The organism is Ruegeria sp. AB5, assembly GCF_056542645.1.
The window spans coordinates 269534-290880 of sequence record NZ_JBQGAE010000003.1; the positions used below are offsets into that span (position 1 = coordinate 269534).

Consider the following 21347-nt stretch of genomic DNA (forward strand, 5'->3'; position numbering starts at 1 on the left):
CCATCTTTGCGTGCTCGATCCGAGGCGGGCGTGATGGTCGATTGATGGGGCGGCGTTTCCGGTTCTGTCTTTCTGAAAGATAGAAGCGCAGTCCGAATTTGATGTCAAAAGAATGCGGCACAAACCGCCCAGGAAGTGGGTTCTGATTCTACCGCGCGGGCACAGGGCGATCAGGGGGATGCCTAGGTGAAATAGCTTGCGCCCAGGTTTTTCAGGGACATGTTTTCACGCAGACGTTCGAAGCCACGTTCGCGCAATTGCCGAACCCGTTCCTTCGAAATGCCATACCCTTCGCCAAGACCTTCCAGTGTTGCAGGAGGGTCTTGCAATTGAGTTGCGATGACAATGTCGCGTTCGCGAACGGGCAGGGTCGACAGGGCGTCAACCAGTTCGCGGCGAAGGATTGCGATTTCAAGCTCTTGCAAAGGTGTGGGATCCTCTAGGCTATTGGGATCGACCAACAGGGCAATCCGTTCCTCACCCGAATCGCCCAGCGCCGGAGTGTTCAGCGAATAGTCCCGGCCCATGGTCTGGTCGCGCAACTCTGAGATCCGTTCGATGCTGACGCCGATCTCTTCAGCAAGATGCGCTTCGGCCTCGGCGCGATCAATACCGGGATCGGCCTTAATTTCAGCATCCAGGGCAGCAATCTGAGTGGCGGCTTTGCGTGCCTTTGCCGAATTGGGGCGGCGAACAATCGAGGAATTGGCCCGCGTGTAAGCCTGAACCTCTGCCCGTACCCACCAGACGGCATAGGTGGAAAACCGGTTCTCGCGCTCGGGATCAAAGCGGTCAGCGGCCTTCATCAGGCCGACTTTGGCCTCTTGAAGCAGGTCGTGATCAACCTCACCGGGTCCGGGCTTGAAGCGCTTGGCAACCGATGCGGCCAAAGGGGCGAAGGCCTGAATCAGCCTGTCCCGTGCACGCTGGTCTCCGCGATCCTGCCAGGCACGGATCAGATGTTGCTCTTCTTCAGCTGAAAGCATGTCAGCGGTGCGTGCGCGACGGGGGCGGCGTCCAAAATTGGGGACAGGTTTGTTCATTGGCTCATGCTCTTTTAGTGTCGAAGCGAAACTAAACAGATCGATCTTGTATTGTCAAAGTAATTTCGAATCTATATCAAATGAGCATGAACGACATTCAAAATACTCCGGATCAAATTGCCGAGTTGCTGGTTCACGTGGGCCGCGCAACGCGCAGCGAGGACGGCCGCTCGGAACTGACAGCGGCGCAATGGACCTGCCTGCGGTTTTTTGCGCGGGCCAATGGCAATACGCGCACCCCTTCGAGCTTTGCGAGCTTTCAGGCGACCACCCGAGGTACAGCATCGCAAATCATCAAAACGCTTGAGAACAAGGGGCTGATTGCTCGACGCCGGTCGGAAACGGACGGGCGCAGCGTGTGCTTTGATCTTACGGAAACCGGTCAGGAGATGCTGGCGAAAGACCCGCTTTGTGATCTGATGGGCGTGATCGAGGCGCTTGGGCAGCTGGAACGCGACCGGTTCTTGGATACCTTGTCGGGGCTGGCCACGGCACTTGCAGAGTTGAGAGAGGTGCCATCGTTCGGCACCTGCGGGGACTGCAGCCATTTCTCATCCGATGGGGGCGTGTCCTACTGCGCCTGTATCTCGGCTCAGTTGGCCACCGACGAGATTGACAAACTGTGTGCAAGCTATCGCAGACCAAACATGAATTCCCAGACAAAAGGACACCGGGATGAGCAAGCCTGAGCAAGCCGCACCCCCCCGCATGATCGCAATCAGCAGCGGCAAGGGTGGGGTCGGCAAATCGACAGTTTCGGCCAATATTGCCGTTGCCATGGCCCAAGCCGGGTTATCCGTTGGCGTTGTCGATGCCGATATCTATGGCCCGTCCATTCCTGGTATGCTGGGGATTGCTGGGACAAAGCCCGCAATGACGCCGGATGAAAAGGTGATCCCGGCCGAAGCCCATGGCGTGAAAGTCATCTCAATGGGTATGCTTACCGACGACGACAAACCCGCGATTCTGCGCGGGCCAATGGTAACGAAATACCTGCAGATGTTCGTCCGTCAGGTGGATTGGGGGCCGCTGGATGTCCTGCTTCTGGATCTGCCCCCCGGCACGGGCGATATCCAGCTGACATTGGCGCAGGCCTTTCCGCTTGCGGGCGCCGTTGTGGTCAGCACGCCGCAGGACGTCAGCCTCAAGATTGCCCGTCGCGGCTTGCGGATGATGGAGCAAGTAAACGTACCGATTCTGGGCGTGATCGAAAACATGAGCGGGTTCACCTGCCCTTCCTGCGGAACGGTGACACACATCTTCCATCAGGGTGGCGGTGAAGCGATTGCACGGGAACTGGGCGTGTCCTTTTTGGGCAAGGTCCCACTGGATCCGGCAGTGGTTGATTGCGGCGACGATGGCAATCCGCTGGTCATGGCAGAGCCGGGTAGCCCGGCGGCCATGGCCTATCGACAGATCGCGGGGGCATTGGCACAAACCGCCAAAGAAGGCGGTGGTATCTCTACACCCTTCGCATGGTCCATCGAAGACGGAACCGGCAAGCCCACCCCGGCATCATCGACAGCAGGTGGTGCGGATGACACTTTGGTCGCGCTCGACAACGATGAGGGCGGTTTGATCCTGCAATGGGCAGACGGCGTCGAGCAACGCCTCTCTCCGCGCGATCTGCGCCTGGCCTGCCGCTGCGCACAATGCCGCGACGAGATGACAGGCGCAGCTTTGCTTGATCCTGCAACAGTGCCTCTGGATATTGCCCTTACCCGCATCTGGAGTGTCGGCAACTATGCCTTGGGTCTGTCCTTCACGGATGGTCACGGGACCGGAATCTACACGTTCAAGGCGCTGCGCGCGATGCAAAGCACGGAGCTGGAAGATGTCTGAAAGTTCGTCGCGTCGGCGCATCCGGGCACAGAAGTCGAGCCATGACGCCGATGTTGTGGGATTTGTTTTGGATGAACCGGTGCAACAGGGCGCTTCCGTCCGGTTCGATTCTGCCGGTGAGGCGCCTTTGGCACGCGGGCTCTTTGCTATTGACGGTATTTGCCGGATCGAGGTGAACGGATCTACAATTTGGGTCAAGAAGCAGGCCAATGCAGACTGGCCGGTTTTGAAACCAGCCGTCGCCGCAACGATCCGCCGGATCCTTGATGAAACAGATGCACCGCTGGGCACTGACGAAAACCAGACGCAGGCGAACGATCCGGATGCAGAGCTGCTCTCGGCGGTGGTGGAGTTGCTCGACCGTCAGGTCAACCCTTCTGTTGCGGCGCATGGTGGTCAGATTTCAGCGGACAGGGTCGAGGACGGCACTGTCTATCTGCGTATGTCCGGCGGGTGCCAAGGCTGTGCCGCGTCGTCTGTCACCCTTCGAAACGGGGTCGAACGGATGCTGCGGGCCGCACTCCCCCGCATCCGCGAGATCGTGGATGTGACCAATCATTCCGAGGGCGACAATCCCTACTATTCCAAGGAAAACACGCAGTCTCCGCTGTTGAACCGCATGGTGCCTGAGGATGTAATCAGTTGGGACAAGGGTCAGGTCATCATTGATCCGGAATACCTTGCACCCAAGCTTGGACTGACAGCAGACGCGTTGCGTACCGGGTTGCGCCTTGGGGACGTGATCGGCATCACCCAGGTCGGGCAGGACAAGGACATCGGCAAGACGCGGGTCATCATGCGGTCGTCAACGCGGGCCTGGGCTGCCGAGATCCTGGCCGACGGCACGGCACGAGAAATCCCACCACCGCGAGAAGCAAGTGTGGCACTGGGCCGCGAACGCGAGCTGACGATGCGCGTGCGGGCGCGTCTTTCAGGGCTCGCATCCGATCAGGTTCCCATCACCTACGGGGCATTGGCGCGCGCTCTTGGTCTGTGGGCGCCGGGATCGGTGGGTCGAATAACACGGGCGCTGGAAGCAACCATGCGCGAAGACGCCGCCGCTGATCGCCCTTTCATCGCGGCCCGTGTGGTGAGCCGTGGCCGGAACCAATTGCCCGCGGCCGAGTTCTTCAAGTTGGCTCAGAACCTGGGGCAGCTTGGGCCAGACGGTGAAAGCGACCGCGCGTTTCACGAGCGACAACTCAGTGAGCTAAATCAAGCGTTTGTTGACGGTGATACCCGTTTGGAAAGCGCAAGTCGCCAGGCGACATGAGACAGGATCACTGAAGACAAGGTCACTTGATCTTGGCGATGGACTGGCGTTTTGCAAAGGAGGCTGTTCAGAGTGCTGTGTATTTTTATCCTGCTTTAACAGTGTATTATGAGGATTTGAACGGGGCGCGCTGGTCGAGGATGTGGCAGAGAACAAGTGGGTTGTGACGACATCGTCAATATTGGTTACGTAACGTTCGATTCACAGTATCTTGCCCGGTGAATTTGAATTGGGGCAGGTAGGGGTTCTAACTATTTGGAACCGAATTATGCCCAATCCTGCTCAATATGCGTCTAAAGCCTCTGGGTTTCGTCTGCAGACGGCGATCATTGCCGCGATCATTTCAATCGTGTTTGCACTTGCTGCCTCTGCAGCTGAAGATCGTCCGAACATCCTGCTGATTGTTGCGGATGATCTTGGGTTCAGCGATATCGGGGCCTATGGCGGCGACATCCCAACCCCCAATATTGACGCGCTCGCAGATAAGGGCCTGAAATTCACCAATTTTCATGCACTGCCAACCTGTGCACCATCGCGGTCGGTCTTGTACACCGGAACGGAAAACCACATTGCAGGGCTGGGATCGCAAGCCGTCACCGATCGTCAGAAAGGGCATGAAGAGTATCAGGGGCATCTTACGGACGACGTTCGAACAATTCCCGAAATCCTGAAACCATTGGGGTATCGCACATACTTTTCTGGCAAATGGCATCTGGGCGACGAAGAGGGGCAGTATCCGTCGGATCGCGGCTTTGAAGAGTCTTTCACTCTGCTGCACGGCGGCGCAAGCCACTATTCAGATATGTTGCCGCTGGGCAGCCTGGAACCTGCGGAATACCGCAGAAATGGTGAGGCCGTTGATGAGCTGCCTGAAGATTTCTATTCCACCCAATACTTTGCCGATCAGCTGCTTGAATGGCTCGAACGGGACAAAGCCGCAGATGAACCGTTTTTTGCCAGCCTTGCATTTACGGCACCACATGACCCTTTGCATGCCCCTGCGGAATACACGGCGAAATACAAAGGGAAATTCGCAAACGGATACGAAGAATTGCAGAAAGAGCGGTTCGAACGTCTGAAAACGCTCGGTCTGATACCGGAATCGCAACGCCTGCCCACCTGGCCAAACGTCATACCCAGATGGGATGACCTGTCCGAAGAAGAACAGGCCACAAGCCAGCGAGATATGGAAATCTACGCCGCAATGGTCGACTATATGGACGAACAGATCGGAAGAACCATTCAATGGCTCAAGGACAACGATCAATTTGACAATACGTTGATTGTCTTCATCAGTGACAACGGCGCGGACGGGATAAGTGAAACTATTTATCCCGGTCATGACGCGGAATTCAGAAAGCAGTTCGATAATTCTTTGGAAAATCGCGGTCTTCCGGGATCATTTGTATCGTTGGATAGCGGTTGGGCGACTGCATCTACGGCCGCCTTCAAGCTCTTCAAAGGCTTCATGACAGAAGGGGGCCTGCGCGTTCCGGCGGTCATCAAGATGCCCCAGTGGTTTGAAACGGATCGTGAAACAGGCGATCACCTGAACGCCTTTGTGCATATCCGGGACGTTCTGCCCACGATTCTCGAATTGGCCGAAGCTGAGCACCCCTCAGAAAATGACAATTCGATTGAACACATGCGTGGCAAGTCGTTGCTGAGTTTGATGTCTGGCGATACCGACCAGATTTACTCCGATACCGAAGGCGTCGGGTATGAGTTGCACGGTACACGCGCGTTTATTCAAGGACCCTGGAAGATTCTGCAATCTCCCTTGCCCATGGGCGATGGACGCTGGGAGTTGTTCAACATCGTTGAGGATCCTGCGGAAGAACATGATCTGTCCCGGCAATATCCCGAGATACGTGCGGAACTGATCGAAAATCATCGTCAGTATGAACAAGAGCATGGTATTGTGTTCGACTATATCAATGTCATGGCTCCGGCCAACGTGTTGCACAAGGCAATCCTTGCAATACTGGGCGGCCTCGGCGTGGCGACAATGCTGGGTCTGGTTGTCAAGAAACCGGGCACAGCCTATCGCGGGACCTCGTCCCCAAACCGCATCCTCATCGCGGTCCTTGGACTTTCGACGGTGGCAGGGGCTTACCTTCTAACGGGTGACGGGTATCACATTGGGTTGTATTTGCTGGGTGCGGTGTCACTGATCTGGCTGGCGGTCATTCTGGTTCATAAGGCGCGTTGGTGGTTGTTCCTGGTTTGGTTCGTGGGCCTGGCGTCTGTTCTTGTTGTGTGGCTGATGACTTCGGGCCATGCGTTGCGTGCGATTGTCGGATAAGAGCCATATCTGGGGAAACCCGACTTTCTGTTGAGAACACTTTTGCGTCAGGCGAGGGCACTATCAAAAGGCCAAGCATACCCTACTTTTCCTAGGGTCACGGTAAGACGTGGTGAGTGGAATAAATCTCAGGAAACGCAAAGGCTTAGACTGGTAAGAAATTCAGTCGTAAATCCCGCGGGTTTTTGCGACTGTGCCACCATGTGACCACTAGATCAGAGATTGGTGGGTTTTTGCATTTGATCGTCAGGAGGGTCTAGTCCGTGACGCGCATTACCAAGCAGGAAATTCCTCAGTGGGTGGCTCCTGCATTGCAAGCGTATTCTGTTGTCTATACTAAATACTCGCCGATGATCTCAGCTCAGGTGCAATCGAAAAACACCCTAGGCTGAGCTCTTGGTGAATGGATGAGACCTACGTGCGTGTTCGCAGCTAGTGTATGTGCTTTTTTCAAGTTGTCAGCAAAACATGAAGCACACTAGATTTCATGCTGTCTGAACGACGAACGGTTCTGCAGCAACCAAGCTCCTTTCCAAAGCACTGTCTTCAATCGGGTCTCCAAGCAAAAAAACGTCATCGATAAGAGCGGAGCCAACGCAGCAGGTATTCAAAAAGTGAAGAGGATGCTGAAGCGGTTCCGTTGCCAAGCTAAAGTGCAGACAGTCAGGTATAAAGTCTGGATTAGCATGATAGAGCAGGATCACCGGTTCAAATAACGGCGTGTTCGACTCATGTGTGGGTTCAAGTCTTCCGCATCTGCATTTGCAACATTGGATGGCATCGGAGTCGCCAATGTGCTTCAAAAACTGCAATTCTCAAATACCGCGACCTTGGGCTTTCGGGTATTTGCGGAGATCACGGGATAAATGTGCCCGCTAAGTTGCTGTCTCCGGTCGTACAAAAAAATGTAACAAAACCACGTCGACGAGCCTCGGCTGAACTGGAAAGATGGTGACGAACCAGACCTTGCTGAAACCAGTTTCGAGTTTCACTGTAAATGCGAACCGTGATGGAAATGCCGGTGAAATGATAGAACCAACGATTTCTATTGAGCCAAATTCGAGGCACTCCGAGGTATCGAAAGAAATCGAGGACAACCTACTCAAGTCGCTTGCCGAATTGAATAGCCAGTCGACGAACGAGACCGTTGTACTCTCAGCCAAGGATACAGCCGGACAGTTGATAGGAGGTGTCACGGGTTCAACATCTTATGGCTGGTTTTTGGTAAAGCTTCTGTGGGTCCGGAGAGAATTGAGAGGATCTGGCATTGGTAAGAGACTGATGATGCAAGCTGAGGAACGCTCTAAAACTCTTGGCTGTCATGGCGCTTGGCTAGATACGTCCAACGCCGAAGCACGGGAGTTCTATCTTCGGCTTGGATACGCCGACTTTGGATCGCTTGCCAACGGTTCAGAAAACGAACCCGTCGGGCACTGCAGATGGTTCATGAAAAAACAGCTTTAGGTCGCTGCCACCAAAAAATCCAATTGAACTGATGAGCTTACAACGGGCCTTCGAGAATTCACAATTAGGGCGGCGATTTCTTTCGCAGCACTATTTCGCCAATGCGGGAAAAAATCTGAGATGTTGCGAGAACGGTCGTTCATCGCAGGCGGTTCAGATAAATTTGCGCTCCCTGCTGAACATGTAAAGAACTGCCGTTCATAAGTATAAGTCAAAGCGTCTGGACAATAACCTTTCGTTGAATCGCAAGCCCAAGACTAACTAGATCAACTTTTCTTTGCTATGCAGAACACCGTCAGCATCGCCGTATAGCCAATCGCCTGATGAAATAGCAGCACCGCCAATCTGGATTGGGCATCCGGCTTTGCCCCAACCCTCTTTGGCACTTTTGACCGGACTGGTGGCCAGGGCGAAGACGAGTGTATCCATTCGGGCGATCTCGGCACTGTCGCGAATGGCCGTGTTCAGAACGATGCCTGCCCAACCGTTGTCGATGGCCAACTGCGCAAGCAAATCGCCAAGAAGTGCGACGCGGGTTGATCCGCCCCCATCCACAACCAGAACGCGACCTTTGCCTGGCGTTTCGAGTTGGGCGCGCAGGATTGTGTTGTCTTCGAAACACTTCGCGGTTTGCACAGGTGCCGCAAAAGACGGTTTCGTTCCAAATGCACGCCAAGGTAGGTGCACGAGGGAGAGCTTGTCGGCATAGGAATCGATTAGATCTGCGGTTTTCATAGGCCCTCACATATCGGCATAGCTGCGTTTCAGATCGGCAACGTCTTCATCAGACAGCAGGCGCGTTGGCAGCCCCCTTGTGGCCATAATGAGTTTTGCCGTTTCTTCCAATTCTTCTGCTGCGCAGATTGCAGAAAACAGATCTTTTCCACTGACCACTGGCCCGTGATTGGCCAGCAGAACCGCCGAATACTGACCGCCCAGCTCAGAAATCAGATCACCAGCTTTCGGGTCGCCTGGTTTAACGTAAGGCACGCGTCTTACGGTACCCACACGCATTACGACATAGGGTGTAAGAGGCGGGATGCAGTCGTTGGGATCAATGTCATCAAGGCAGGACAAGGCAGTGGCCCAAGTGGAATGAAGATGTACAACCGCCCCGCAGTCGGGCCGGGAGTCGTAAAAGGCACGATGCAGGAACGCCTCTTTGGTGGGCTTGTCTCCAGCGAGATGCTGCCCGTCCCTGTCAAGCTTGGAGATGCATGCGGGGTCGATGGCGCCAAGGGTTGAGTTGGTTGGTGTCATCAGAAAACCGTCACCTAACTTTGCAGAGACATTTCCCGCCGTTCCGACGGAGAAACCCCGCTGAAAGAGTGAGGCGCAGAGCGTGGACATTTGCTGCCTGAGATCCTGCTCTTTGGTCATTCGGAAACGCCCTCCATGCGCATCAGAGCTTTCGCAAAGAAATTTTCGGTACCGAAGTTTCCTGACTTTAGGGCCAAGGCGACGGGATTGCTGTCGCCTATCGTCAATACCGGCACTCCGGGATCGATTTCAGGACCAATCTTCATGGCAAAGGCATCCAATTCGTCCGTGACGGCTTGCGCAACCGCGCCCGAGGTTTCCCCGCCAGCGACGACGATCCGGCGATATCCGTCGCGCACAAGCAGCCGTGCGGTTGTCGCAAAAAGGTCGTCGAGCTTCTGGGAAACGCCCTGGCGACCATAGGATGACTGAAACGCCGTGACCTGCTCTGGCGTCCCGGATGAATAAACTAGGGGCGCTTCGCCGACATGGGCAGAGATGAAGTCCAGAAGTGTTCGAGATGTTACAGAGCCACCCATTACCCCGGGGACATCGATGGCAAGGGTCGGATGTGTTTTTGCATGAAAAGCGACCTGACCGCGCGTCGCGCCAGAACATGAGCCGGCCAGAATGGCGTCTGCTCCATGCACAGCAATTGGCAGTACTGCGCCGCCCTTTGCCTTGCCTTCTCGAATGAAGTTGCGTGGTAATCCCATGCCTATTCCAGATCCTCCGGTTACAAGCGGCAGCTTGGCAGCCGCTTCGCCGAGAACCAGAAGATCGGTGTCGGTCACTGCGTCGGCGACAATGAAACGCTGCCCCTTTACCATCTGCGCTGTCAGGGCATCACGCGTTTCATGCACGCCAGACTGGATGGGCTTCAAGGCAAGGTGGCCAACCCCGCTGGGGGTTTGATGACCCAACCAGCGGCGGATGTCCGGATCCGTCATGGGTGTCAGCGGGTGGTATTGCATACCTGACTCGCTCAGCAATGTATCAAAAACGAACAGATGACCCTGATAGACGGTGCGTCCAGCCGTCGGAAAGGCAGGGCATACGATGACCCCGGATGCATCAAGCGCATCCGCAAGGGCATCTGCCACAGGGCCAATGTTGCCGTTCTGCGTAGAATCAAAGGTGGAACAATACTTAAAGAGGATTTGTTCACAACCTTGTGCCCGAAGCCATGTCAGAGCATCCAGACTGTCAGCCACCGCGTCCTTGATCGGAGCAGACCGGCTTTTGAGTGAGATCACCCCGGCTTCGAAGGCGGGGTCGGCGGGGTTGACTGGTACGCCGGCAAATTGTGCAGTTCGCAATCCACCTTCGGGTGGAACGCCCTTGGCCAGCGTGTTGGCGATGTCACTTGCGCCGGTAAAATCATCTGCAATGACACCAATTAGCATGGCATTTGTCCTCTTGTTGCGCCCTCCACACGGCGACGTATTTCCAAGATCGCTGCGTCCGGGCTTGTCAGAACGGGGATGTCGGTCGTTGCGCGCACTGCGCCTGCGGCACCTGCCATTGAAAACTGCCCGAGCATGATGACATCCACGTCGTCAATCCCTGCGGCCAATTGCGCGATCAGTTGATTGTGCGTCGCATCGTCACCGGCGCGTTTGGCTTCCAGCGCGCCCGGACAGAAATGAGACGTGATCTGTGCCTTGGAGCCACATTGGGCTGCCGCCTCTCGGAATTCGGCTTCCATGCTGGCGGTGGCTGGGGCGAATGTCGTGATCATCGCCACTCGGTCGCCATGAGCAAAGGCGGCTTTGAACATGGCTTCATTGGGTTTCATGACTGGAACGGGACTGCCTTCTGCGGCATCTTCAATGGCTCTGCCAAAGGCTGAACAAGTGAACAGAATGCCGTCCGAGCCTGCGCACTCAGCATATTTCGTGAGCCCGATGATGCGGTCCCAAAGTGCGAGTGGAAGTTCATCGTACTTCTGCCGATCCATCGACAACCCTTCTTCCAGAATTGTCATGGTCTCTGCACCCGGCCAAAGACGTTTTGCGGCCTCTTCAATCGGATCGACCGCAACACGTGTTGCGTGAATCAGGGCTATGCGGTGTTGTTTGGTCATCAGTGTTTGGTCCAGTTGCTGAACAGGTGACACCGCCCGCAGACGGCGCCACCAACTGAGCGGAGGGAGTGTCCGCCGGGAGTAACGTCTATGCAGCAACCGCCTGACGCAGCAGTGTTTCGGCCACAATGCGACCAAACGCATCCGTGTTCACATTGCCGCCAAGGTCACGTGTGCGTTTGGCCGGGTCATCAATGACGGCGTCTACCGCATCTGCAATTGCCTTTCCCGCATCCATCAGTTTCGGAACGCCGCGTTGCTCGCCCAGCCAGGACAACATCATCGCTGCAGAAAGTATCAGCGAGGTGGGATTTGCCACATTCTGGCCCGCAATATCAGGGGCCGAGCCATGTTGCGCCTGCGCGCAGCAAAGGCCTGTTTCCGCATTGGCATTGATGGAACCGGCCAATCCCAGGGAGCCGGACAGTTCAGAGGCAAGATCAGACAGAATGTCGCCATAAAAGTTGGTGGCGACAATAACATCGTAAGTTTCTGGCTTGCGGACCAGAAGGGCGGCGAAAGCGTCAACAATCAATTCTTCGGTTTCAACCTCTGGATAGTCTTTCGCCACCTCACGGAAGCATTCAAGGAACAACCCGTCCGTCATCAGGAACGAGTTGGCCTTGTGGATTGCCGCGACTTTCTTGTTGCGCTGCATCGCCAGTTTAAACGCCTCACGGCAGATCCGCATGGATCCGTTTCGCGTGATCTTGCGGACGGACAACGCCATATTTGGGTCAGGCATCATTTCCCCGACGCCTTTGAACATGTTGCGGTCGGGGTAAAACCCTTCCGTTGCCTCGCGCATGATCACCAGATCCATACCTGGAGCCTTGTTTGGCAAAAAATCCCGCGATCTGGCGGGACGTACATTTGCATACAGGTCCAACCCGATCCGGAATCCCGCTGAGACATTGCGACCGCCTTCGGCAACTGGCGGGTAATCCATGTGGGACTGCGTGCCGAGGATCACACCATCAAACTCACTGCGAGCCCGCTCAAGAACGTCGTCGCGCAGCGTGATTCCATGGTTCTTCAAGCTGTCAAAACCGGATTGTTCTTCCTCAAAAGTGCAACCAAGGACAAAGCGTTCATTGGCCACCTGAACCACGTCCATAGTCGCCGCCATGATCTCTGGACCGATGCCGTCACACGGCAATGTCATAATCTTCATCTAGATGTCTCCTCCCCGCAAAACACGGCCTCTATTGATGATGCTTGGATTGGTCTTTTACATATTAAAAAGCATTTTACAAGGTGCAAATGCAATCGAACGATGATTGAAGTCGTATCAAACTGTTCATTAAATGAGAACTTCATTGAAGAAGGCTGCTTTAAACACTGTACAACACTCAAGTAATCAAGGTTTGATGAAAGCTTATTTGCATTTTTAGTTGACAAGGTGCAATTTTCGAGCTTATTGCACTAAACAATATACAAATGCAAAAATGATCCTAGGGAGGAAACCATGATCAAGCGTCGTACATTTTCTTTGCTGGCCGCCGCGACTGCGGCAATGGCATTTGCGCTTCCGGCTGTCGCGGAGGACTATCCGTCCGAGCGATTGACCTACACAATTGCCTTCGGTCCCGGTGGCGGCAATGACCGCATGTCGCGCACGGTGGTCGATGTCCTGCGCCAATACGACCTCTACCCGGACAACATCGTTGTAGAGAACCGCGAAGGTGGAAGCGGAGCCGTTGGCTTCAGTTATGTCAGTCAACACGCTGGTGATCCTTACCGTCTGACGTCGACCAGCGGCAACTTTATCGGCACTCCGCTTGTCGCGGATACCGACTGGACCTATGCGGATTTCACCCCTATCGGCCTACTGGCCAGCGACGCCATGCTTCTGGTGGTGCGCAGTGATGCAGAATTTGGAGACCTTGATGCCTTCGTGGATGCGGCCAACGCTGGACGGGTAACCATCGCGGGCAGCGGTTCTGCCGGGCCAGAACGTGTAACTGCGGCGCTGTTCGCGAATGCCGCTGGGATCGAATTCGAATACGTGCCCATCGGCTCGGGTGGTGAATTGGTAACTGCGCTGACCTCAGGCAGCGTCGATGCCGTTGTTGCCAACCCGTCCGAAGTGGCTGGCCAGCTGGATGCAGGAACATTGACAGCCCTCGCGTTTTCGGATTCCGCACGGAGTACAAACAATCCGGATGTCCCCACGTTCATGGAGCTTGGCTACGACTTCAGCTTCTCGCTGCCGCGTGGCGTTGTCATGCCGAATGATCTTGATCCGTCGGTCCAGACCTGGTGGGTTGAAACCCTGAAGAAAGTGGTTGAGACGCCGGAATGGCAGGAATACCTCGTCAAGAACGGTATGTCAGGCAATCCGATCTGGGGCAGTGACTTTGCCACCTATCTTGAGGAAACCAGCGCGCAGTATCGCGCCACCCTCATCGAAATCGGTGCCATTCAAGAGTAGCAAAAACATCAACTCGGGCGCAGAGATCCTGCGCCCGACTGCATCCTCACAAGAACAATCGGGAGGGGAGGACCGATGAAAAAGTGGTTCGCCGCAGGTCTTCTGGCATTGGCCATTGGCTACACAGTTTACGGGCTCAGCACGCTCACTCTTGTCACGGCATCCGGTCGCCCAGCAGCGGGTTTTTTCCCGCTTGTGGTCGGTGCCTTGTTGGTAATCGCCTGCACCATCAATCTCTGGGGTGATGTGCGGGAATGGCTGGAAGAACAGCGTACAGGATTTGCACCGGTTCATCTGGCGGACCCTGAAGCAGAGGCCAAAGCCGATGCGCTTGGCGTTGACGCCCACGCGATTGATGGCGGTCCGGAATTCGGACGGGATGTCCTGATCGTCTTCCTCTACATTTGCGGGTTTGTGGCGCTGCTGAACCTGCTTGGCGCACTCTTTGCGATGCTGGTGTTCATGCTGGTGTATCTCTTCACCTTCAATCGCGCGCACCCGATCAGCAACGTGATCTACAGCATTGCGTTGCCCGCGTTTCTGTATGGTCTGTTCAAAATCTTGCTGAACGCGTCGCTGCCTGATGGCCCCTTTGGATTTTAGTTTTCTGTACGTCCTGCGAAAGGAACTCACCGATGCTTGCTGATATCGCATCAAATCTCTCACTTGGGCTCAGTATCGCGGCCTCTCCCGAAGGGTTCCTGTTTTTGGTGATCGGCGCGTTTCTGGGCATGATCGTCGGACTTTTCCCCGGTTTCGGGCCAGCCGCAGGAATTGCGGTACTCATTCCCATGACCTTTGGGTTGGAACCGACCATCGCCATCATCATGCTTGCTGGCATCTATTATGGATCGATGTATGGCGGCACGATCACGTCGATCCTGATCAATACACCCGGCGAGTCGGCGACCGTGGCTTCAACCATTGACGGCTATCCGCTTGCCCAAAAAGGCCGGGCCGGGCCCGCGCTGGTCATGCAAGCCATCGCGTCGTTTTTCGGCGGTACAATTGGCGTTGTCCTGATAACCGCATTGGCACCTTCGCTGGCAAATTTTGCCGCGTCCTTTGGCCCGTCGGAGTATTTTCTGATTATTGCCGTGGGTCTGCTCATGCTGACCACGATGATGGGCGACAACAAATTCAAAGGGTTCATATCAGCTTTGATCGGATTTGCGATCGGGACCATAGGTGTCGACGTCATGAGTGGGCAGCAGCGATACACATTCGGCTCGCCCGAGTTGATCGGCGGTGTCTACTTCGTGGCGGTGGCAATTGGCCTGTTCGGGATCGGCGAATTGCTGCATTGTATCTTCAACGGCCAGCATCGCCAGCCGGCGAAACGATTGCGGATCAGTTTCCGCGACAAAGAGTTCTGGCCATCAAAGCAAGATTACTATGAATCTCGCTTTACCTTTTGGCGCGGCTCGGCAATCGGGTTTGTTGCAGGCGTTCTTCCCGGTTCTGGCGCTACGCTGGGGTCGATCATCGGGTATTCTGTTGAAAAGAAGGTTGCGAAGGACCCGGAGAAATTTGGCAAGGGTGAGATGCGTGGCCTCGTCGCTCCGGAAGCGGCCAACAACGCGGCCTCTGCCGGCGCGATGGTCCCGCTGCTATCACTTGGCATTCCGGGTTCTGGGGCCACAGCCGTGTTGCTGGGCGCGTTTCTGATGTGGGGGCTTCAGCCCGGCCCGCTGCTTATCGTCAACGATCCTGAATTCGTCTGGGGCCTTATCGCAAGCATGTACCTTGGCAACATGATCCTGATCGCGATGAGCATCTTTGCCATCCCTCTATTCGTGAAGTTTCTCGATATCCCTTACGTAAATGTTGTTCCGGTCATCGTCCTGTTATGCGTCATTGGCGCATTCGCGATTAACGCCAGCATCATTGAGACATGGATCCTGGTTCTGAGCGGGCTGGTTGGATTTGCGATGAAAAGCTATGGCTACTCTCCGGCAGCGACGGTGCTTGCACTGGTGCTCGGTGGAATGGCGGAAGAGACCTTTCTGCAGACATACATCATCTCGCAAGGCACCATGAACCTGTTCTGGGAGCGCCCTGTCTCGCTTGTCCTGTCCATCATTCTGTTGATGATCATTGCCGTGCCAGCCACGCTTTCACTGCTGAACCGGTACAAAGCAAAAGCCACAAAGGCAAACGGGCAAGCAACTTGAGACCATTGTTTTTGACTCGCGATCAGCCGGTCAGGAGGCCTCAACTGCACGAAAAATTGCATCTTGAAGATTTAAAAGCCTGAAACATGCTGACTTTCTGCTTCTTGAGATGCAAAGTGAACACGAAATGACTAGAACATAGGGCGTAACAGCAGGCCCTTGGATCCGGAGAATTGGCCAACAGAATGCGAACAAGCGACCTTCCTCAGCGTATATCGCGTCGGCTGCTTCAGGACATTGCCGCCGGGAGTATTCAGGCCGGACAACATCTGGGCGCACAGCAGCTGGCGGATCGTTATGGTGTGTCCCGAACCCCAATTCGGGAAGCCATGAATATTCTTGAAGAAAGCGGTTTCTTGATCCGACAGGAGAACCGGGGGTATTTTGTATCAGATGCCGATCCTGAAGCATTGAATGAGTTGCTCGATCAGCAGCCAGAATCCATGAACGATGCGTACCACAAGCTGGCAGAGGACTGGCTGACAGGCAGGCTGCCTGAAGAAGTGACCGAACAGCATCTGCGGCAAGAGTACGGATGGTCGAAGTCTTGGACAAACGACATTCTTGTGCGCGCCACGCGAGAAGGCTGGGTTGAGCGCAAGGAAGGTTATGGGTGGCGGTTTCTTCCCGTTGCCAACACGCCAGAAGCTTTCGACGAAATCTACCGGTTCCGCATGGCGATCGAACCCGCCGCAATGCTCGAACCCTCATTCGAATTGAACCGTAAAATCCTGTCAGAGCAGCGTCGTATTCAGGAGGGTATGCTGGAGATGGATTTTAGCGCTGTACCAGCTGAGTCACTTCTTAAGAATGGCGCCCTGTTTCATGAAGAGTTGATCAAGCTCTCCGGTAATCCTTATTTTCTCATGGCTCTTCAACGGGTAAATCGAATGCGACGGTTGATGGAGTACCGTGCCGAGGTCAACCATGAGCGTCTTGTTGAACAATGTACCGAACATCTTGAAATTCTGGCGCTTCTGGAGGCCGGCAATACTGTCGATGCGTCCTATCGCATGCGCCAGCATCTGAGCGGAGCCCTCAAGCGAAAGTCACCCCTCGCATGGAATTGGGCCGCGGACAATGACACCTTACATTCTACAAAGGCCGTGACATGAAGAATGTCGCTTTGGTCGCACATGACAAGAAAAAGGATCAGATGATCACATGGGTGAAAGAACATGAGAACGTTCTTTCAAGGTTCACGCTGTTTGGAACAGGCACGACTGGTGGCAGGATCAATGACGAAACGGATCTTGCCGTCACACAACTAAAAAGCGGGCCACTGGGCGGCGACGCGCAAATAGGTGCCATGATTGCAGAAGGCAAGCTGGACACTCTGATCTTTTTTATCGACCCGCTTTCGGCGTTGCCGCATGACGTCGACGTTAAGTCACTCTTAAGACTTGCCATTCTATACGATACGGCACTGGCCGTGAACGAAGCGACTGCGTCGCGGCTAATCGTGGATTGATTGACCGAGGTTGTGTTCGAATTGTTAGGAACGGCCGGAGGCAGCAATTTATCGCACACATTTATCCTGCGATCTCAGCAAATACACGAAAGCCCGAGGTCGCGGCGTTTGAGAATTGCAGTTTTTAAAGCACATTGGCGACTCCGATGCCATCCAGTGTTGCAAATGCAGATGTGGAGGACTTGAACCCACACACGCGTCGAACACGCCGTTATTTGAACCGTGCTCTATCATACAAATCGGATAGGCACCTGACTGTCTGCACTTTGGCTTGGCAACCGAACCGCTTCAACATCCTTTTCACTTTCCGAATACCTGCTGCGTAGGTTCCGCTCTTATCGATAAGGATTTTGCTTGGGGTTCCGTTTGAAGACAGTGCTTTGGAAAAGAGCTTGGTTACTGCAGAACCGTTCCGCAGTTCAGACAGCGTACGATCCACGTCCTTGGTGAAGTGGCCGCCTTTCAAAAAGATCATACTAAAACCTGCTCACAATTGATTTCAAAGCAAATGAGCCAAGTTACGCAACTACGCCAACCACAGCACATAGTTTGCGACGCAAGCCCTCCAATTTTTGCATCTTCAATGATTTCCCGTTTGGACGAACGGCACCGCTGCGACAGTTACTCCGCGCGAAGGTTTGCAGTGGCCCGCTCGATACCTGTTTAAGTGTGTGTTTTTCTGCCATTTGCTACGCCAAAGCTGATTGTCTGCTCCCATCTTTAATCGGCAGATGATCAAGTTTCTTTCAGACCCTAGAACATACCCGCAAGGCATCGAGAATTGCGGCGTGTATATTTCGGCTTGTAACTGCGTCGCCAATGCGGGCCAAATGGAACTGACCGCTCCGATTGGTGTCAACGAATGGAAAGGTCCCGCTGGCAAGCGCCTTGTGTTCGACCTGCCCATGGTTGCGCGAACTTGGTTTGAGGTCATGAAACAGTTCATCCATCGGGGACAGGCCATGTTCGACGACGACATGATCGACAAGACGTTCAGTGACATTCCCCGTCAACACATGGCGAAGGCTGACGCGAACTTGACTACCTTCGCGCACCAAGGAGGTGAGCTCCTGCAGGCAGGTGAAGGTAACTCCATTGGCGGCCAGATCGCGCAAGGCGACGGCAGAGGTCGTGGGGCCAAGGTCATGCAGAATTGTCCGGTCCGGGGTTACGAGATTGACGCTGCAATCGTTGCCTGCCAGCATGTCGGCCGTGACAGCCGCAGGGTGGTCGCCGACCTCGTCGAACAACAGCACTTTGCCCGAGACGCGTACCTCACCGGACAATATTTCCCAGCTGGAAATCGTCAGATCGCCACCGGGAATAGTCAAAGGTTCAGGCCAGCCGCCAGTCGCAATAATCACGACATCGGGGGTTTGTGACAGTACGTCATCTGCTTCGGCATAGGTGTTTAAGCGGATATCGATCCCAAGCTCCGTCACCTCTGAAATCAACCAGTCGGCAACGCCCCATACCTGTCTGCGCGTCATCCCCTTGGCGGCCAGACCCAGCTGCCCACCCAGACGATCCGAGGCCTCGAACAACACGACACTGTGGCCGCGCAGACCGCAGACCCGTGCGGCTTCCAAACCACCGGCTCCGCCTCCGACGACAACCACTTTCTTGTGGGTGTCCGTAAGGGCGACGATATGGGGCAAGGTCTGTTCGCGTCCCGTAGCCGCATTGTGTCCGCACACTGCGGGTTTTCCTTGATTGACCCGGTCCACGCAGTAGCCCAAGCCAACACAGGGGCGGATACGCTCTTCTTCCCCACGCGTGAGTTTTTTCACCAGATAGGGGTCGGCCATTTGTGCGCGGGTCATTCCAACAAGATCGACATAGCCACTCGAAAGCGCGTGGCGGGCCGTGGCAATGTCCGCAATCCCTCCTGCATGCAGAATCGGCAGATCGACGGCATCACGGATGCGTCCAGCCACGGTGATATGCGGGGCCGCTGGCAGGCCCATGGGACGCACCCATTCAGCCAAGCCCAGATCATCGTAGGGGGCGCCGGCAAGGATGTTGAGCATATCGACATGGCCAGAACGTTCCAGCATCCGAGCTGCGGCAACGCAATCTTCAGCGCTTAGCCCGCCTTCGGTCAGCTCATCGCCGGTGATGCGCATTGACAGGATGAAATCAGGGCTGACTTCAGCACGCACGGCGTCAAGCACTTGCAGCGTCAGGTGCATGCGGTTCTCCAGAGTTCCGCCATAGTCATCGTCGCGCTTGTTGGTCAGCGGGGACAGGAATTGCCCCAGAAGATGAGAGTGGGACAGAAGCTCGATCCCGTCGAACCCACCTTGCTGACAGCGACGCGCAGCAGCTGCGAAATCGCCGATCACGCGGTCGATGTCTTCTTGTTCCATCGCTTTGGGAAAGGCGCGGTGAGCGCGTTCGCGAACACCGGACGGAGCCAGAACCGGCAACCAATGCCCGTCAGCCCAGGCTGTGCGGCGCCCCATATGGGTGATCTGGCACATGATCGCGGCACCATGTTCATGAACGCCATCCGTAAGTTTTCGGAACCACGGAATGATACTGTCATCACCTGCATAGAGCTGACCGAACACCGAAGGGCTATCAGGAGCAATATTGGTCGAGCCGCCAACCATGGTCAGGGCGACCCCACCCTTGGCCTTTTCCTCGTGATACAACCGGTAGCGGTCTCGGGGATGACCTCCTTCGACATAATTCGGCGCATGGGATGTGCTTACAATGCGGTTGCGCAATGTCAGGTGTTTCAATTGAAACGGATCAAGTAGGTTTGCCACTTTCATGTCCCTTAGGCCAAATCTGCTTTTCAACAACAACCCAGTGTTGGGCCGGTTGGTCAGCATCAACGCCTGATGAGGTTCGTTGTCGAAGGTATTTACCTGTCAAACAACACGCAAGAATTCACTGCTTCCGACATGGGCGCATGAAAAGACGACCCGACAACGCGACTCAAATGTGGAGAATTCTCTGAGTGCAGACGGAAACCTGATAAATGCGGCTCGATACAGCAAGGTTTGAAGGAGGTCGCGAGCGCGTACAATCTAAATTGTAGGTGCTGCAGGATTCTTAACCAACAGTCTGGCTAGGAGCCTTTGTCCAGATTGACGGGGCGATAGGGGAACAATGGAGCGTATGAAACGCTTCCGGCATCATGCCGATCCCTTGGAAAGCCTTGAAACCTACGACATGCCGCGTTTGCGTCGGAACGACGACGTAGTAGAGCAGATTGGAAGTGGCTCAGTTCTGATCTTTCGCCCGCTCAATCCCACGCGGCGAACCGCTTTCGATGCGTGGGACGGTTTTGTTCATAACATTGAACGATTGCACGCCCGTACTTCCGAAGCCGACAATCTTACGCCCACACCAATGGGAGATACCGAGTTCTCCGACATTGTCACATTTCTCAACGCGTTGACCGACCCAACGATGATTGACCTGTCTGCACTGACACCTGACAGCGAGCCGTCCGGGGCTTTCACCACAACCGAAGCGTTGAGCAGAGTGCAGATCCCTGATGACACCTTACGCATAAACCCCACTCTGTTTGACGTCAGCGCCAATAGGACAGTTTAGTTCGACTCGATAAGAGAGGGTTTCTGGCTCATTGTAACCGCCAAGAAGTGGAGTTGAGAAAGAAGCCCGAAACGAAGCAGAGCCACGGTGAGAAGGTCGTAAAAGACATTCGCCGTACGATCCGCAAACAGTATTCCGCAGAAGAGAGGATTAGGATCGTGCTGGACGGCCTGAAAGGCCAGGACAGCATTGCAGAGCTGTGTCGCCGCGAGGGCATCGCGCAAAGCTTGTATTACAGCTGGTCCAAAGAGTTCCTCGAAGCTGGGAAGAAACGCCTTGCTGGCGATACGGCTCGTGCGGCGACCTCGACGGAGGTCAAAGATCTGCGCCGTGAAGCACGCGATCTGAAGGAAGTGGTTGCCGAACAGGCGCGACCGGCATCCAAGTCTCGCACTGAACACCCCGTTTGGACCTCCATTGATTTG

18 protein-coding genes and 1 pseudogene are annotated in these 21347 nt (G+C 55.0%); 12 read left to right on the plus strand and 7 right to left on the minus strand.

The features are described 5' to 3' along the window. Nucleotides 1-182 precede the first annotated feature (182 nt). Nucleotides 183-1043 carry a sigma-70 family RNA polymerase sigma factor gene (locus ACR0L4_RS08735; RefSeq protein WP_480512202.1) on the minus strand — a complete coding sequence of 287 codons (861 nt, stop codon included), beginning with the start codon at nt 1041-1043 and terminating at the stop codon, nt 183-185. An 86-nt stretch (nt 1044-1129) separates the two neighbouring features. Between ACR0L4_RS08735 and ACR0L4_RS08740 the strand changes: the two genes are divergently transcribed. The 5 genes from ACR0L4_RS08740 to ACR0L4_RS08760 all read left to right on the plus strand — a co-directional run bounded on the left by ACR0L4_RS08740 (nt 1130) and on the right by ACR0L4_RS08760 (nt 7927). After that, on the plus strand, nt 1130-1732 hold the full coding sequence (locus ACR0L4_RS08740) for a MarR family transcriptional regulator (protein WP_170749344.1): 603 nt from the start codon (nt 1130-1132) through the stop codon (nt 1730-1732). Beyond that, nucleotides 1719-2885 (plus strand): P-loop NTPase, encoded by a 1167-nt coding sequence (locus ACR0L4_RS08745; protein WP_480512204.1) that lies wholly within the window; start codon nt 1719-1721, stop codon nt 2883-2885. The genes ACR0L4_RS08740 and ACR0L4_RS08745 overlap by 14 nt, the downstream gene beginning before the upstream one ends. After that, nucleotides 2878-4158 (plus strand): DUF6522 family protein, encoded by a 1281-nt coding sequence (locus ACR0L4_RS08750; protein WP_480512206.1) that lies wholly within the window; start codon nt 2878-2880, stop codon nt 4156-4158. The genes ACR0L4_RS08745 and ACR0L4_RS08750 overlap by 8 nt, the downstream gene beginning before the upstream one ends. Nucleotides 4159-4426: 268 nt before the next feature. After that, nucleotides 4427-6463, plus strand: coding sequence for an arylsulfatase (locus ACR0L4_RS08755; RefSeq protein WP_480512208.1), 2037 nt, complete (start codon nt 4427-4429; stop codon nt 6461-6463). Between the two features lie 951 nt (nt 6464-7414). Continuing rightward, complete coding sequence (locus ACR0L4_RS08760) at nt 7415-7927, plus strand: GNAT family N-acetyltransferase (protein WP_480512210.1); 513 nt, start codon at nt 7415-7417, stop codon at nt 7925-7927. A gap of 261 nt (nt 7928-8188) precedes the next feature. Here the strand turns inward: ACR0L4_RS08760 and rraA are convergent, their stop codons facing one another. From rraA to ACR0L4_RS08785, 5 genes are all read right to left on the minus strand, one after another. Then, nucleotides 8189-8662 (minus strand): ribonuclease E activity regulator RraA, encoded by a 474-nt coding sequence (gene rraA / locus ACR0L4_RS08765; RefSeq protein ID WP_480512212.1) that lies wholly within the window; start codon nt 8660-8662, stop codon nt 8189-8191. 6 nt (nt 8663-8668) lie between these two features. After that, nucleotides 8669-9307 carry a 3-oxo-tetronate 4-phosphate decarboxylase gene (otnC, locus tag ACR0L4_RS08770; protein ID WP_480512214.1) on the minus strand — a complete coding sequence of 213 codons (639 nt, stop codon included), beginning with the start codon at nt 9305-9307 and terminating at the stop codon, nt 8669-8671. Then, a complete protein-coding gene (gene otnK / locus ACR0L4_RS08775; RefSeq protein WP_170749337.1) occupies nt 9304-10593 on the minus strand; it encodes a 3-oxo-tetronate kinase in 1290 nt (429 codons plus the stop codon). The genes otnC and otnK overlap by 4 nt, the downstream gene beginning before the upstream one ends. Further along, a complete protein-coding gene (locus ACR0L4_RS08780; protein WP_480512216.1) occupies nt 10587-11273 on the minus strand; it encodes an aspartate/glutamate racemase family protein in 687 nt (228 codons plus the stop codon). The genes otnK and ACR0L4_RS08780 overlap by 7 nt, the downstream gene beginning before the upstream one ends. Nucleotides 11274-11361: 88 nt before the next feature. Then, on the minus strand, nt 11362-12447 hold the full coding sequence (locus ACR0L4_RS08785; RefSeq protein WP_480512218.1) for an isocitrate/isopropylmalate dehydrogenase family protein: 1086 nt from the start codon (nt 12445-12447) through the stop codon (nt 11362-11364). 294 nt (nt 12448-12741) lie between these two features. Here ACR0L4_RS08785 and ACR0L4_RS08790 point away from each other — a divergent pair, with 294 nt between their 5' ends. From ACR0L4_RS08790 to ACR0L4_RS08810, 5 genes are all read left to right on the plus strand, one after another. After that, nucleotides 12742-13707 carry a Bug family tripartite tricarboxylate transporter substrate binding protein gene (locus ACR0L4_RS08790; RefSeq protein ID WP_480512220.1) on the plus strand — a complete coding sequence of 322 codons (966 nt, stop codon included), beginning with the start codon at nt 12742-12744 and terminating at the stop codon, nt 13705-13707. Nucleotides 13708-13782: 75 nt separating this feature from the next. Continuing rightward, nucleotides 13783-14310, plus strand: coding sequence for a tripartite tricarboxylate transporter TctB family protein (locus ACR0L4_RS08795; protein ID WP_480512222.1), 528 nt, complete (start codon nt 13783-13785; stop codon nt 14308-14310). 32 nt (nt 14311-14342) lie between these two features. Beyond that, nucleotides 14343-15881, plus strand: a complete 1539-nt coding sequence (locus ACR0L4_RS08800; RefSeq protein WP_170749332.1) for a tripartite tricarboxylate transporter permease — start codon at nt 14343-14345, stop codon at nt 15879-15881. Nucleotides 15882-16066: 185 nt separating this feature from the next. Further along, nucleotides 16067-16996, plus strand: coding sequence for a GntR family transcriptional regulator (locus tag ACR0L4_RS08805; RefSeq protein WP_480512225.1), 930 nt, complete (start codon nt 16067-16069; stop codon nt 16994-16996). Then, nucleotides 16993-17352 carry a methylglyoxal synthase gene (locus tag ACR0L4_RS08810; protein ID WP_480512227.1) on the plus strand — a complete coding sequence of 120 codons (360 nt, stop codon included), beginning with the start codon at nt 16993-16995 and terminating at the stop codon, nt 17350-17352. The genes ACR0L4_RS08805 and ACR0L4_RS08810 overlap by 4 nt, the downstream gene beginning before the upstream one ends. 746 nt (nt 17353-18098) lie before the next feature. Here the strand turns inward: ACR0L4_RS08810 and ACR0L4_RS08815 are convergent. Then, nucleotides 18099-20132 (minus strand): oxidoreductase, encoded by a 2034-nt coding sequence (locus ACR0L4_RS08815; protein WP_480512229.1) that lies wholly within the window; start codon nt 20130-20132, stop codon nt 18099-18101. Between the two features lie 340 nt (nt 20133-20472). Here ACR0L4_RS08815 and ACR0L4_RS08820 point away from each other — a divergent pair, with 340 nt between their 5' ends. Both ACR0L4_RS08820 and ACR0L4_RS08825 read left to right on the plus strand, forming a co-directional pair. Continuing rightward, nucleotides 20473-20922 carry a hypothetical protein gene (locus ACR0L4_RS08820; protein WP_480512231.1) on the plus strand — a complete coding sequence of 150 codons (450 nt, stop codon included), beginning with the start codon at nt 20473-20475 and terminating at the stop codon, nt 20920-20922. Between the two features lie 53 nt (nt 20923-20975). Continuing rightward, nucleotides 20976-21287 (plus strand): annotated as a pseudogene (locus ACR0L4_RS08825) (transposase); the annotation flags it as partial. Nucleotides 21288-21347: the final 60 nt, after the last annotated feature.

Bases quoted from the DNA above. Each gene is read 5' to 3' on its own strand.
- ACR0L4_RS08790 (WP_480512220.1), top strand. From the start codon at position 12,742: ATGATCAAGCGTCGTACATTTTCTTTGCTGGCCGCCGCGACTGCGGCA.
- ACR0L4_RS08745 (WP_480512204.1), top strand. From the start codon at position 1,719: ATGAGCAAGCCTGAGCAAGCCGCACCCCCCCGCATGATCGCAATCAGC.
- ACR0L4_RS08795 (WP_480512222.1), top strand. From the start codon at position 13,783: ATGAAAAAGTGGTTCGCCGCAGGTCTTCTGGCATTGGCCATTGGCTAC.
- ACR0L4_RS08800 (WP_170749332.1), top strand. From the start codon at position 14,343: ATGCTTGCTGATATCGCATCAAATCTCTCACTTGGGCTCAGTATCGCG.
- ACR0L4_RS08815 (WP_480512229.1), bottom strand. From the start codon at position 20,132: ATGAAAGTGGCAAACCTACTTGATCCGTTTCAATTGAAACACCTGACA.
- otnC (WP_480512214.1), bottom strand. From the start codon at position 9,307: ATGACCAAAGAGCAGGATCTCAGGCAGCAAATGTCCACGCTCTGCGCC.
- ACR0L4_RS08785 (WP_480512218.1), bottom strand. From the start codon at position 12,447: ATGAAGATTATGACATTGCCGTGTGACGGCATCGGTCCAGAGATCATG.
- ACR0L4_RS08735 (WP_480512202.1), bottom strand. From the start codon at position 1,043: ATGAACAAACCTGTCCCCAATTTTGGACGCCGCCCCCGTCGCGCACGC.
- ACR0L4_RS08780 (WP_480512216.1), bottom strand. From the start codon at position 11,273: ATGACCAAACAACACCGCATAGCCCTGATTCACGCAACACGTGTTGCG.
- ACR0L4_RS08740 (WP_170749344.1), top strand. From the start codon at position 1,130: ATGAACGACATTCAAAATACTCCGGATCAAATTGCCGAGTTGCTGGTT.
- rraA (WP_480512212.1), bottom strand. From the start codon at position 8,662: ATGAAAACCGCAGATCTAATCGATTCCTATGCCGACAAGCTCTCCCTC.
- ACR0L4_RS08805 (WP_480512225.1), top strand. From the start codon at position 16,067: ATGCGAACAAGCGACCTTCCTCAGCGTATATCGCGTCGGCTGCTTCAG.
- ACR0L4_RS08750 (WP_480512206.1), top strand. From the start codon at position 2,878: ATGTCTGAAAGTTCGTCGCGTCGGCGCATCCGGGCACAGAAGTCGAGC.
- ACR0L4_RS08820 (WP_480512231.1), top strand. From the start codon at position 20,473: ATGGAGCGTATGAAACGCTTCCGGCATCATGCCGATCCCTTGGAAAGC.
- ACR0L4_RS08810 (WP_480512227.1), top strand. From the start codon at position 16,993: ATGAAGAATGTCGCTTTGGTCGCACATGACAAGAAAAAGGATCAGATG.
- ACR0L4_RS08755 (WP_480512208.1), top strand. From the start codon at position 4,427: ATGCCCAATCCTGCTCAATATGCGTCTAAAGCCTCTGGGTTTCGTCTG.
- otnK (WP_170749337.1), bottom strand. From the start codon at position 10,593: ATGCTAATTGGTGTCATTGCAGATGATTTTACCGGCGCAAGTGACATC.